The organism is Imperialibacter roseus, from assembly GCF_032999765.1.
Taxonomy (GTDB): domain Bacteria; phylum Bacteroidota; class Bacteroidia; order Cytophagales; family Cyclobacteriaceae; genus Imperialibacter; species Imperialibacter roseus.
Map to the genome: position 1 here is coordinate 5,015,460 of NZ_CP136051.1, position 12,890 is coordinate 5,028,349.

A 12,890-nucleotide genomic window follows, 5' to 3' on the forward strand; every position below is an offset into this window, starting at 1 on the left:
ATTTACTCGATTTGCCCGATAAACTTGTAGAGTCGCTCTTCAGCACCTTCAGGGTCAATCCAAAACTCTCTGGAATAGAACTGAGTAGACCTCCATTTTTTATCCATCAGCAAGGTGTATCGGTAAACATAGGCATCCTTTGCTGAAATGCTGTTGAAATAAGTGTCGTCATCAGTAAAAATGAGCCCCAGAAATTCTTCCCTTTTCTTAACTGTGAGGTCAGCAAAATTCAGGTCTTCCGTCATGGATATATTTCGCATCTGAGGCACGGTCTCCAACCACTTTGTCATTCTTGATTTGAGGTACCAATGCTGCGAGAAGGCTGGCTCTTTAGGCGCATACGGTCTGAACTCCCCATTTGAAACAGTGAAAGCATACTCCAGGTACTTTCTCAGCATCTTAGGGCCCTCGTTCCTTAAGCCATCAACGTTTAGCTGATGAGGCAAAATGCTGCTAACCACAAAAATCTGCTCCTTGGCCCTGGTCACGGCTACATTCAGCCGGTTTTCGCCACCCTCGAGGTTGAGCGAGCCAAACTTCATCTGAAGTTTCCCCTTAGCATCGGGCGCATAGCCAATAGTGAAAATAATAATGTCTCTTTCGTCGCCCTGCACATTTTCTATATTCTTCACAAACAGCGAATCAGGCAGCAGCTTTTTATGATCCGCCTGATACGTATCCAGCAAGTCTAAAATATGCGACTGTTGAGCGGCGTTGAAAGTAACCACGCCAATACTTTTGTCCGGCGACTTTTTAAGACAATCAACAATCAAATCCACAACTCTGGTGGCCTCTTCATCGTTTCGGCTGCTTTCCCATATGCCATCTACTTTTTCGTAGGAAATAGCAGGTTTTGCCTCGTTGATTACTTCAAAATGAGGCACCAGCTGCAACTTGCCTTTGTAAAAGTAGTGGTTGCTGAAGTCGATCAGGTCGAGCGAACGGCTGCGATAGTGCCCCTGCAAAGAAACCTGGCTCAGGTGCTGCCTTGCCAGTGTCAGCAGGGAGTCAGCCTCCAGCGCCATCTCTTCCTCCTCTTCACTTTGCTCCCACCGGATTTTATACAGATCATTGGGCTGCAACTGCTTGTCATCGCCTGACACTACCACCTGCTTGCCCCTGTACATGGCAGCCAGACCATTTTCCACAAAACACTGGGAAGCTTCATCAAAAATGACCAGGTCAAATATCTCATCCAGCTGAAAAATAGCAGAAGCTGCCTCGGGAGAGGTAAGCCAGCAGGGCACCAATCTGAAAGCCTCGGCAGACATGTGAGCCAAAAGTCTCCTGATCGGCCAAACTCGCTTCTTTTTGGTGACCTGGTGCTGCAGGTCACGGTAGGTAATCGGGTTGTTGAGCCGATTATACTCCACTTCGCTGTATGTCTTTTCCCTGATTCTCAATAAAAGTATATCGCCACTCAGCTGGTTCTTCTTCTGCACCGCCTCCTGAAGTTCTTTTGTCAAAGTGTCCAATTTCAGAGAAGACACCGCTCTCAAAATGGGGTATTTTGTTTCAATGTGGTCAATCCACTGAAGATTGAGGCTGTTCTCAAAAATCTCATTCCACTCCTTTTCATCCCAGTCGGGCGAAATTTCCTCAAGCTTCTCAAAAATCTGGTTTTCGTAGGGTAGCACGCTATCCAGCAGTTTATCGTATTCAACAAGGCTGTCGAAGTCCTTGTCCAGCCGCTTGAGCAACTCCTCTGCGTACCCTTTCTTTCCGATAATCATTTTGATCTGCTTGGGCGTGAAGTATCCCTGCCACTGCTCCCATTTCAACGGAATCTCGTCCAGGGCTTCAAATGATCTGTCAGTAAGTTCTTTTAACTCTTCGAAAGTGTAGTTTTTTGGGTTGACCACCTTTGCAACAGGTCTCAGCGAACTGAAAATCATCTTTGCGTTGATCGCCCTTCTCACAAAGAAAAACCAGTTTTGCAGGTCAATCTTCGACATGGCATTCGGCGGGTTCAATATCCATTCGCTGGTTCTCAGCTTGGTGAGGTTGTGTTCAAGGTTCAGGCGGCTGTCCACCATGATCATCAGCTCCTCAAACCCCTTTTTATTGCTCTCCAAATTATTGGCCACCAGCACCCGTGAAATAAACACTTTGTCTTTGGAAAAGAACTTCCACCTGAACCAGCTAAAAAGCCCCTTTCTTGCCTTACGCCCCCTTTCCAGGACCTCCTGCAACCTGCCTAACTCATTGCCCGGAGTTGACAACTCAGGGCCCAGCCCCTTGTAGCACTCCATCAATATCCGCTCATTATTGGCCAGCCAAAGAGCGTCTGTTTCGCTATCGGGGTAAGCCGACATGTGCACAAAAGTTTCGTACACAGTCTTATCGTTGATGAGAGAGAACATCTCTTTTACCTGCCCCCGGCGCTCCAGCATGTCCTGGCACTCATCGAAGCTTAATGCCTCACCGAGGGCTTCTTTAGACCTTGTTGCTAAGGCATGATTGAACTTCTGAATTTCTACCACCAGCTCCTTCACCCGCCCAAGCTCTGCCACACCAAAATGGCTAAACGACACCCGATCAACCCAGGGGTGCTCCTCCGTGCGGAAGACCGAAGAATACTTAACATAATAGCCAATCTTGCGCTGAAAGGCCTCCAATTTCTCATAAGTGAAATACTTGTATTCTTGTTTTAGAGTTATGGTTCTTCCCTTCAAATCAGATGAGAGATAAAGTTCTTTCACCGACTTGCCTGACTCTTTATCATCAAACAACGCCTGCTTAAACTCGTTGAGCTCTTCCGAAATCTGATCTATTTTTCTGCTTACCTGGGTAAACTCTCTTTCCAGCTGGATAGCGTCCAGAGAGTTGTTCTTAAGTTTGTACTCATCAAGTCGGTCGATCTGGGAGGCTAGCTGCTCGTAGATCTCCTTCCTGTCATTTTTGAAGTCGTGCACCAGCGCCACAAATGCTCCCAGGTCTTTCTCGCTCAATCGCTGGTGCACCACGTCAAGCGCCGCCCTCTTTTGGCAAACCACCAGCACCTTTTTGCCCCGGGCAATAAAGTCCGAAACGAGGTTACAGATAAGCTGCGACTTGCCTGTGCCAGGAGGCCCCTGGATCACAAGTGAATGGCCATTCTTTACCGTTTTTAAAGCATTTTCCTGGAAAGCATCGATGGCAAATGGCGTAAAAGTCTGTTCTTCTTTTATCTTGCTGACATAGGAGTACTCTACTTTGTCCACCACATCTTCCAGGTTGGTTTTACCAACGAAGAAGTCTTCCAGGCTTTCCAGCGTGTTTTCCTCAATGAGTTTGAGATAGTCGGGCACCATATAGGACCCATTTTGAGGGAAGATGCCCAGCACTGCTTCAGTCATCAGCTTCAGTTTCCCTGTGTCGTGCCCGAGCTCAAACTTGTCTTTGAGAAAAGGGGTGAACCCTGTTAGCTGATCAGTAAAATTTTCGGGATTGAAATTGACTTCTACTTTGCTGTCTCGCAGAAGTTCGTAAAGTGCCGTGCGAAAGACCCGACTGTCCTTATCAAAATCGTCAAACACCCGCTCTATTAAGTCCTCATCTAAAGAAATCTTATTATAGTAAGCGTACCCAAGCAGAAAGGTCTTATTCAGGGTGACATTAACATCCTTTCGGGGCACCATCACCCAGTTTTTCTGATCCATTTCGAGTGACACTGGAAAAAAAAGCAAAGGACACCGCACCAGCGTGCCATCGCTGAATTTGCCGTGAACAAAAGGCCACCCTACATACAAATCACGGCCGCCCCTTTCCTGAAAAACGAATTGGTCGAGTCTGTGCAGTTTTTTCAGGCCAACGCTCAGGTTGTTGTTATTATAGTCCCTGCTGTCAATGATCTGGCACAGTGGAATCTTAGCTTTTTGCGCTATCAGGTCGCTGATGACATGAAACGAGGGCTGCCCAAGAGTGAAGTCAAAATCATGCAAATCGAGAAACTGATCGGAAGCCAGGCGCAACAAAAGCAGCGACCTATTATTGGCAGTGAGATTGGTAAGCTTACGAAGGTAGGATTGCAGAATTTTTCGCATAAGACGGCTTGCGGCCTTTCGATAACTATCAGGTAAACGATAAACCTAATTGTTCATTATTCACTAGAATTCAAAATACGGCTTTAACTTTTGGATGGTTGAATCTGGAATGATTTTTATTTCCGCCACGTCGTTCCAGCTGGCAAATCTGCCATGCTGATCCCGGTAGGCGACCAAAGCTCTTGCCTGGTTGTAGTTAATATAGGGTTGCCTTTTTAACGAATCCAAATGGATGGTGTTGACCGACAGCTTTACACAGCAATTAGCAGGATTGAGATCAAACTTCTCCCACAAGGTGGATACCGTTTCTTGTTTGAGGCCATATACTTCCGCCAGCTGCCCACGGTCGTGAAACCCACCAAGAGCGTTCCGGTATTTGATGATCCTGGCAGCATAAGCCGGGCCTATGCCTCGTACCGTTTGCAATTCTTCTGCTGTTGCCAGATTAATATCGATTAACCTGGCTGTTTCCTTGACGAGCGCTGACTTTCCTTCAGCTATTGGCCTGGTATTGTCCGAATTGGGCTTGGTATTCGCTATTGATAAGTACGGGGCAAGCTGCTCAAAAATAGAGGAATCCATTCCATAAAGCTTGAGTACGTCATCCCTATCGTAAAACCTACCTCCCCGGCTCGTATACTTACTCCAATTGGATGCCAGATAGGGCGGTATATTCATTTGTCTCAATTGCGCCTCCGAAACCTGGTTGGGGTCAAATCTCTCCAAATTGGTAAGGGCCAATAATTGGCGGGGTGCTTCCTTACTTTCTTCGATGTCCTCAGCCCATTGAAGCTCCGCTGCCCATTTGTCTAAAAGTTCCAAATCTTTTTCAGACGAATACTCGTTACTAGCATACCTGTAGTAGTCAAGTGCATAGACTCCAAGGAATAGTACACTAATGATAAAGAGAAGAATGATGCTACCATTAATTTCTTTTTTACTGTAGCCAAAATTCTCTCTTAGCCATTTGTTTAGTTGGCTCATAGACCATAAGAAGCATTTATTGAATATTAAGTTAGATATTTTTGGCTTCCAGTAAACAATTTCAAGGTAAAAAACTGTTCATCTGCCAGTACCAGGCATTTGTCCGTAATTTAAACTCATTCTAAATTGAGTTATCTGACAAATGTCATTTCCTTTAAAATCAATACGGAGCTATTTTTGAATCCGAATTAAAGTGGAAAATGCATAAGTTTTTCAAAGCAGTAAGTCTATCGTACAAAAGCGCCCCGCTCAATATCAGAGAGCTTGTGTCCTTCGATGAGGAGGCATGCAAGCGTTTGCTCAAGTATTTCAAAGAATTTACGCCCATCAATGAGGCGCTAGTGCTTTCCACTTGCAACAGGACTGAGGTCTATTATTCTTCAGAAGAAGACCTTTCCGAAGACATTATCAAACTGATTGCCCTCGAAAGGTCAATCAGTGATATTGGCGACTACAAAGATTTCTTCGTGGTGATTAACGACCACAAAGACGCCCTTCAGCACCTTTTCGATGTGAGCATGGGATTGGAGGCGCAGGTAGTTGGTGATTTGCAAATAGCCAATCAGGTGAAGCGATCATATCAGTGGTCGGCTGACGAGGATATGGCGGGCCCATTTTTGCACCGACTGATGCACACGATTTTCTTCACCAATAAAAAGGTAGTTCAGGAAACCTCCTTCAGAGACGGCGCAGCCTCTGTGAGCTATGCCGCCGTTGAGTTGATTGGGGAGCTTACTGCCGCCATCCCCACACCAAAAATTTTGATCGTTGGGCTGGGTGAAATAGGAGAAGATGTTTGCCGCAATCTTGAGTACATCAAGAGCAAAGAGGTTTTCATTGCCAACAGAACGTTTGAGAAAGCTGAGGCAATAGCCCTTGAGTGCGGTTTTCAGGCCATACCGTTCGACACAGTTTATGCAGCCATGAAGGAGGCTGATGTTGTTATTTCGTCTGTCGCCAATAAAGAGCCTCTGATCAGAAAAGAGCACCTGCAAAACGGAGAATCGCTTTCCTTCAAATACATGCTTGACCTTTCGGTACCAAGAAGTATTGAAAAAGAAGTAGAAGAAGTGCACGGAACCCTGCTTTACAACATTGACGACATCCATAGCAAAACAAGTGAGGCACTGGAAAAAAGGCTGGCTGCAATACCACAGGTAAAGGCCATCATTTCCGGATCAATGGCTGAACTGCTCGACTGGTCCAAAGAAATGGAAGTTTCGCCCACCATCAACAAGCTGAAGAACGCCCTTGAGCAGATCAGGCAGGAGGAAGTTGCCAGGTATCTCAAGGGAGCTAGCATGGATGATAGCAAATTAGTGGAGAAGGTGACTAGGAGCATGATGCAGAAAATTATTAAGCTGCCTGTACTTCAGCTGAAAGCCGCCTGCAAAAGAGGTGAGGCTGAAACGCTTATCGACGTGTTGAACGACCTGTTTGACCTCGAAAAGCAGTCGGAAACGACCAATTCATAAGCATACAATCCCCGATCATTTAATTTCTTGCCGCTTTTCCTAACTGTTTGCTTAATTTAGCGGCGTATGAAGCTTTCTGTAGTTAGGTTCGTTTTCTCATTGGTGCTTGCTTTAGCACCAATTCTCTCGTATGGCAAAAAAAACGGTGAACGGGTATTAGAAGTTTTCGAGCTCAATAACCGGAAAGGATTGAAGGATGACCAGGGCAAAATCCTCATCCCTGCCAAATATGAGGACATCGGGTGGAGCAATGGAGGTGTCGACCCACTGTCGTCCACTATCGGCTATAAGTCGAATGGTTTTTGGGGTTTAAGCTCGCTAAATGATCAGCAGATTACCAAAGCTGTATACCGTGACCTATCCCCCATGAGTAACGGTTTCCTAAAGGCATCCCGAACCGACAGCTTCGAACATTTTCTTTACTTCGGCGTGCTAGACACTAAAGGCACTGCCCTGGTAGGCTTCCAATACTACGACATTATCTCATCTGGCGACAACTACATTGCGTCACGCTATGAAAATCAAAAGATTTCCTACGGCCTTATTTCAGGTGTTGAGGCTACCCTAATCCCCTTCCAATTCAAAGCCATTAAGGACGCTGGCAATGGCATCTACCAGGCTGTTGATGCCAGAGACAAGCTATCGGTATGGACCGTGGGCGGGTTGAAGTTGCCGGTGGAAAACCTCGACAGCATGTTCCGTGTCAACTCCAACCTCCTCATCATTTCCAAGGAGGGCAAGCTGGGTGCCATGCGAAATGATGGCAGTATAATACTGGAGCCTTTTTACAAAGAAATTGTCCCTGAAAACGACTCCGTGCTGCGCCTGACCACCTATCCGTCGTGGCACCTGACTGATGGGAAAAACAAAAGGCTGAAAACATTCTCGTTCGACGATATCGAAACTATCGGGCCAAGTTTGTACAGGGTTCAGACTTATCAGGGCGAAGCCATCATCAATATCTCCGGAGAGCAACTCAGCAACAAAAGTAATTGGAGCGTTGTGCGCACTGATGAGAATTTTGTCGTAAGCAAGGAGCAAAACAAATTCAGGGTGTACAACAAGTCGGGTGAACCCTTTCTTGAGCAATACTACGATTCGCTCTATTTCGATGGAAAGTACTTTTATACGCAGATACTAAAAAATGACAAAGAGCTGTGGGATGTATATAACACTTACGGCCGGAGAGTTACAAGGCATTCTTACGACCAGATAAAGCCCGAAGGATCCAAATTGATTATGGCCAGGCGGGATGCCTACTGGGGGTTTCTTGACTTCAACGGCGGAATAGTTATCGACCACAAATTTGAGCGGGCTCACAGCTTTGTCGAAGGCATGTCGGCAGTTGAATATGTAGGAAAATGGGGCGTTATAGACATCAACGGTGATTGGGTGCTCGAACCTAAGCACGACTATTGTGAGGTGATTAACGAAGCCGTGATCCTGATCAAAAATGGTGAGTCGACAGACCTTGTGACGCCTGGTCGTGGATGGCTACATACGAGCAGTCACTCGATATACGCTAACAAGTCGTGGCTGATCGAAGAAACTGAATCCGGAAACTTTGGTCTGCTGACCTCAAAGGGGCAAAAAGTGACAGCGCCTGAGTTTAACGAAGTGATGATTCCCGATATGGATTCGGTCGTATTTCTAAGGCAGGGAGATTACTGGTGGTCTTATGGCAAAGACGGCAATAAGATTAGCGACGGTACAAGTAAATATCAGGGAGTATCCGGACTGAGCGAAGCATTTTTTGGCATTGTGAAAGACGACAAATTCGGCTTCGTTGACCTGGACAATAAACTGCGAATTGCGAACAGATACGACAGTGCGGCTTTTTTCCAGGAAGGAATGGCGGCGATAAAACTCCGGGGACACTGGGGGTTTATTGACAAAATAGAACGGCTGGTTGTTCAGCCCATTTACGACTCAGTTACTCCTTTTTCCAATGGTATCTCGGTTGTTTCTAGAAATGGTAAGTCTGGTATCATTGACAGGAGTGGCGATGAAGTGGTTGGGCTGGACTTTGACGAGATCAAGTCTGTTGATAAGAACACCTATATTTTAAGGCAGGGAAATCAATATGGCTTTTACCACCGAAAGTCAGCCTACGTCATGCTTCCTCGTTTCAATCAGTTGGAACTACTACCAAATGGCCTTTTTGTTGTCGAAAAAAGGGGGCAGAAAGGCCTGATCAATGAAAAGGGTGTTGATGTGATCCCTTCCGTCTACGACGACATTCACTACGACCTCTACAATGCCTTTTACCTCTGTAAAGAAGAAGGCAAGACGGAAACTTTTTTGGTTCGTTAATGTCTCCGCCAGAAACGGAACCAAATTAATTATCTCTGTGCCAGCGCTTTAAGTTTGAAAAATTCCTAATTTAGAGGTTTGCCAAACTTATCATCCGATGAAAGCACTTAAGATTATCCTTTACATTGTTCTTGCCCTGGTGGTGATTGTGACAGCGGCAATATTTATGATTCCCACGGAGTACAAAGTGGAACGAAGCACCACTATCAACGCTCCGAAGAAGCTGGTAATGCAACAAGCTGGCAGGTTCGAAAACTTCGCCAAATGGAATCCGTGGGGAAAGCTAGACCCAAATATGACAACCTCTATCACAGGTACAGATGGAGAAGTGGGAGCCAAATACTCCTGGGAAGGAAATGACGACGTGGGGAAAGGCTCAATGGAAATTACAGCGGTAACTGACTCACGTGTAGATGAGAAACTGGTTTTTCTTACTCCTTACGAATCGGAAGCCGCTACCTATCTCGTTTTTGAGGAGGTTGACGGCGCAACAAAAGTTACCTGGGGCATGCAGGGAAGCAACCCAAGACCCATGAACCTGATGGTGCCAATGATGGATGGGTTTATTGGCAAAGACTATGAAGCTGGCCTTGCAGAGCTTAAAAAAATGACTGAGGCAATTGCCAGCAGCGACACTTTCAGAGGCCTAAAAGTCGAAAAAATGGAGCTTTCTCCACGAACATATATTGGCAGAAAAGATACTGTAAAATGGGCCGACATGCAGGGATTTATGGCCAGCAGCTTTGGTGCTGCCTACGGCGAGTTGACGAAGAAAAAGGCCCCGATGGCAGGAGCTCCCAGCAGCATCTACTTTGTTTGGGATGAAGCCAACGAACAGACCGTTATGGCAGCGGCCATTCCTGTCGAGGGCGAATACACTCTCAAGGGGTTTGAGGCTTTCCCGGCTGGTGGCAGTGGCTACAAAATTGCCTACTACGGTGCTTATGAGGGCAGCGGTGAGGCGCACTACGCCATGGACGACTACTTCACAGCGAAGGGGCTTGAAATGACCGAGGACCTCATGGTGATTGAGGAGTATATAACTGATCCAACTACCGAGCCTGACACCAGTAAATGGCTGACTAATGTGTATTATATACCGAGGTAGTGCTACCCACAGAAAAATATGGAAGAAAAAAGGGGGCCAAATGGCCCCTTTTTTAGTAATACACACGCTTCAGTCGCAAATCAAAATGCAAAACACCATTTCAATTGTCTTTGGCACCGTCGTCGACCCAGCAAGCTATTGTTTGAATTTCCAAATCAGTTAATGAACCCACCTTCGGCATAGTCTTGTTACCTGTTTTCACCTTGATAGTAGCAGCATTTTCCTGAATAGCTCCGAATGAAGTGAAGTTTGGAATGCCGGCGGTTCCATTATGGCATGTAGCGACAGCGCAATTGGTGGAGATAATTGAAGAGACCTGATCTTTGAAACTCACGCCCGACAACACCAAAACCTCTTTGTCTTCTTCACAACCAGTCTCATCCTTAACAGTCACAATATGAAGCCCGCTTGAAACCCCGGTGAACTCACTCGTGGTGCCGAAGGCACCATCATCCAGTCTGTATTGGAAGCTTCCTCCGTCACCCGTAGCTTCCACGGCAATTGCGCCAGTAGAGGATCCGCAGGTCGAGGAAGTGGAAGTGGCTTCAATGGTAAGGCCGCCTTCATCAGAGAGACTTGCAGCCACAGTTTTCATACAGTCATTGGCGTCCCTCACGGTTACTGTGTAGGCGCCTGCCTCTAACCCAGTAAAAAGTCCACTGCTTTGAAACGATTGCCCGTCGATAGAAAACTCATAGCTCCCGGCTCCATCAGTCGCCGTTGCTTCTATTTCCCCTATCCCTTGCCCGCAAACATCGTTTGACGACCCTTCAATGGATACGACAAGGTCGCTGACAGTGCAGTCCGGTGTGGCATCTTCGTCGCCTCCCCCGCAAGAGGAAAGAAATACGGTGAGCCCTGTTAGTAAAAGTAAATTTTTTCTCATAGTCTTAGTTTATGGTTTTTTTTAAAAAATGATATTTGGCTGTGACCAGGGTTCCTGTGGTGAACAAATGGACATCACCGTAGCCAACCCCACCCAACGGGGCTTTTACAAAAGGTTCCAACTGAACTGAAAAATGCCTGGTCAAATAGGTTTCGATACTGAATGAAGCTGAAACGACACTGAGTGGATGGTTGCTCCAATTTTCCCCGGACCAACCTTTGTAGCGCCCCTCCACACCTTCTTCGTAGACGTAGCTATAGTTTTCTGATAGCATCCAGTAAGATGACATGCCTGCGCTAACCCAAATCCGGGTTCTGCCAATATTAACCACCTGCAAGCTGACAGTTATCGGTACATCCAGCACACTACACGAAGCGTCTGTGCGGATCGGTTCTATCCCACCAGGCCAGCCCGACCCAAACGGCGGGTTGTAGTCGCCTGCACCGGCAGCATATACCTTGTCGAACTTATACACACCACCCGACAGCTTCCAGCGCCTGCCAGGACTGTACTCAGCTAAAAGCCCAAACCCCTTTCCTATTTCTTTCAAACTAGGGTGAAAGCCGATACTGCTTACATCTGGAGAGGCTGCCAGTCCAACCGCAAACCGATAAAAGCCTTCGTCAGGAATTGCCTCAGACGGATTGTCCACATATAGTGGTGCCAGGTTAAAGGCTGCCTTGTAACCGATCAGCGGGGAATATGCCAATGGCTTGCTGCTCAGGTGGGTGATTATCTCTGGGCGCTGTTCATCTTCGAAACCTGCTTCTGAAAAGTCATTTACGTTTCCCGCACCCGGATGACCAGCTGATTGCTGTGTTTGGGGCACCTCTTTGGTTCCAATTGATGCTTTTGATTCGTCGGCATCAAAGCTGGCTTTGGCTGGCTCTTTTGCCCTTCTTTGCTGAGAAAAGGACTCTCCTTGCTCCGCCCGGCCTTCCCCAGCAATGCCCGCTGAGTTTGATGTTGAAACTTCTCCGTTTCTATCTGACAGCTCCTCTCTGCCGGGTAATTTGGCGTCGGTTTCCGTTGGCTGATTCTCGTTTAAAATTTTCGGCTTGCTTTCGCTTTCCTCTGTTGCCTGGCTATCCAATTGAAGCGTTGATGCGCCACTATTTTTTGGTTGGATTACTCTTCCGATCTCTCCATTTTTGCTCTCCCGGTTATCAAAATACTCTTTAAGAAACCACCCTGATAAGAAAGCGATGACGGTAAGCACTACTACTGCCGCAACAGCCTTCAGCCCTACAAAAGAACCCCCTCCTCCTGCGGTAGAAACAGCAGACGCATCGAGTCGGGCCTCCATTAGCAGCCAGTCTTCTTCTCTGAAAGGAAAGTCCTTTTGGCCAAGCCTCTTCTTGAAAAAGTTTTCGATATTTTGCTCTTTGTCAGACATTTTCCGATTCAAAGAAGTTTCTTAATTGCTCCTGAAGTCTTTTTCTGGCTTTAGCATAGTTAGATTTTGAGGTACCAACGGATATCCCCAACTGCCTGGCTATTTCCTCATGCTTGTAGCCCTCAATGGCATATAAATTAAACACCGTCCGATACGCTGGTGAGAGGTTTTTCAATATCCCAAGTATCTCTTCGTGCGAAATACCTGATATTACCGTGTCAGCGCTTTCTACCGACTCCGCTTCTTCGAGGTCCTTCATCTCATTAAATCGAAAATCCTTCCGTGTTCGGTCGATGGCTGCATTGATCATGATCCTCCTCAGCCAGGGGACGAACGGTCTGGAAAGGTCGAACTTGCCGATGTACTTAAATATTTTCATAAACCCGTCGTTCATAATTTCCACCGCATCTTCCCTGCTTTCTGCGTAGAGTACACAAATATTCATAGCATAGCTGTAGAATGACTGATAGAGCTCCTTTTGCTGAGCCCTTCTTCCATTCATGCAGCCTTTGATAATTCGCTTCAGCTCGCTATGATCAGAATCTTTCAATGACGGTGGTTGAGATCTTTATAAACAATACATGATAACTTGTCGAAAAGGTTGCCTGCTAAAAAAACTATAGTTCCCGAAATCAAAACAACAGAAGCGTTGCCTCACCGGAGGATATCATACAATACCGGGAGAAAAATTGTCACCTCTTCT

8 protein-coding genes are annotated in these 12,890 nt (G+C 46.5%); 3 read left to right on the plus strand and 5 right to left on the minus strand.

Annotated features, from left to right (window positions below; translation table 11 throughout):
- Nucleotides 1–2 precede the first annotated feature (2 nt).
- Nucleotides 3–4,025, minus strand: a complete 4,023-nt coding sequence (locus tag RT717_RS21225; RefSeq protein WP_317488360.1) for a DEAD/DEAH box helicase — start codon at nt 4,023–4,025, stop codon at nt 3–5.
- A 63-nt stretch (nt 4,026–4,088) separates the two neighbouring features.
- Complete coding sequence (locus tag RT717_RS21230; RefSeq protein WP_317488361.1) at nt 4,089–5,009, minus strand: helix-hairpin-helix domain-containing protein; 921 nt, start codon at nt 5,007–5,009, stop codon at nt 4,089–4,091.
- Between the two features lie 200 nt (nt 5,010–5,209).
- Here RT717_RS21230 and hemA point away from each other — a divergent pair, with 200 nt between their 5' ends.
- From hemA to RT717_RS21245, 3 genes are all read left to right on the plus strand, one after another.
- On the plus strand, nt 5,210–6,484 hold the full coding sequence (gene hemA, locus RT717_RS21235) for a glutamyl-tRNA reductase (protein WP_317488362.1): 1,275 nt from the start codon (nt 5,210–5,212) through the stop codon (nt 6,482–6,484).
- A 66-nt stretch (nt 6,485–6,550) separates the two neighbouring features.
- A complete protein-coding gene (locus tag RT717_RS21240) occupies nt 6,551–8,797 on the plus strand; it encodes a WG repeat-containing protein (RefSeq protein ID WP_317488363.1) in 2,247 nt (748 codons plus the stop codon).
- A 97-nt stretch (nt 8,798–8,894) separates the two neighbouring features.
- Entirely contained in the window at nt 8,895–9,905 is a 1,011-nt protein-coding gene (locus tag RT717_RS21245) for an SRPBCC family protein (RefSeq protein WP_317488364.1), read from the plus strand.
- Nucleotides 9,906–10,005: 100 nt separating this feature from the next.
- Here RT717_RS21245 and RT717_RS21250 read toward each other — a convergent pair whose 3' ends face one another.
- The 3 genes from RT717_RS21250 to RT717_RS21260 are packed head-to-tail and all read right to left on the minus strand — an operon-like array spanning nt 10,006 to nt 12,737.
- Nucleotides 10,006–10,791 carry a hypothetical protein gene (locus RT717_RS21250; protein WP_317488365.1) on the minus strand — a complete coding sequence of 262 codons (786 nt, stop codon included), beginning with the start codon at nt 10,789–10,791 and terminating at the stop codon, nt 10,006–10,008.
- A gap of 4 nt (nt 10,792–10,795) precedes the next feature.
- On the minus strand, nt 10,796–12,187 hold the full coding sequence (locus tag RT717_RS21255) for a hypothetical protein (RefSeq protein ID WP_317488366.1): 1,392 nt from the start codon (nt 12,185–12,187) through the stop codon (nt 10,796–10,798).
- Nucleotides 12,180–12,737: an RNA polymerase sigma factor gene (locus tag RT717_RS21260; protein WP_317488367.1), complete on the minus strand. Its 558-nt coding sequence runs from the start codon at nt 12,735–12,737 to the stop codon at nt 12,180–12,182. The genes RT717_RS21255 and RT717_RS21260 overlap by 8 nt, the downstream gene beginning before the upstream one ends.
- Nucleotides 12,738–12,890 lie beyond the last annotated feature (153 nt).

What these genes read in the sequence shown, in the direction of transcription:
- RT717_RS21230 (WP_317488361.1), bottom strand. Translation starts at nt 5,009, where the DNA reads ATGAGCCAACTAAACAAATGGCTAAGAGAGAATTTTGGCTACAGTAAA.
- hemA (WP_317488362.1), top strand. Translation starts at nt 5,210, where the DNA reads ATGCATAAGTTTTTCAAAGCAGTAAGTCTATCGTACAAAAGCGCCCCG.
- RT717_RS21245 (WP_317488364.1), top strand. Translation starts at nt 8,895, where the DNA reads ATGAAAGCACTTAAGATTATCCTTTACATTGTTCTTGCCCTGGTGGTG.
- RT717_RS21255 (WP_317488366.1), bottom strand. Translation starts at nt 12,187, where the DNA reads ATGTCTGACAAAGAGCAAAATATCGAAAACTTTTTCAAGAAGAGGCTT.
- RT717_RS21225 (WP_317488360.1), bottom strand. Translation starts at nt 4,025, where the DNA reads ATGCGAAAAATTCTGCAATCCTACCTTCGTAAGCTTACCAATCTCACT.
- RT717_RS21240 (WP_317488363.1), top strand. Translation starts at nt 6,551, where the DNA reads ATGAAGCTTTCTGTAGTTAGGTTCGTTTTCTCATTGGTGCTTGCTTTA.
- RT717_RS21250 (WP_317488365.1), bottom strand. Translation starts at nt 10,791, where the DNA reads ATGAGAAAAAATTTACTTTTACTAACAGGGCTCACCGTATTTCTTTCC.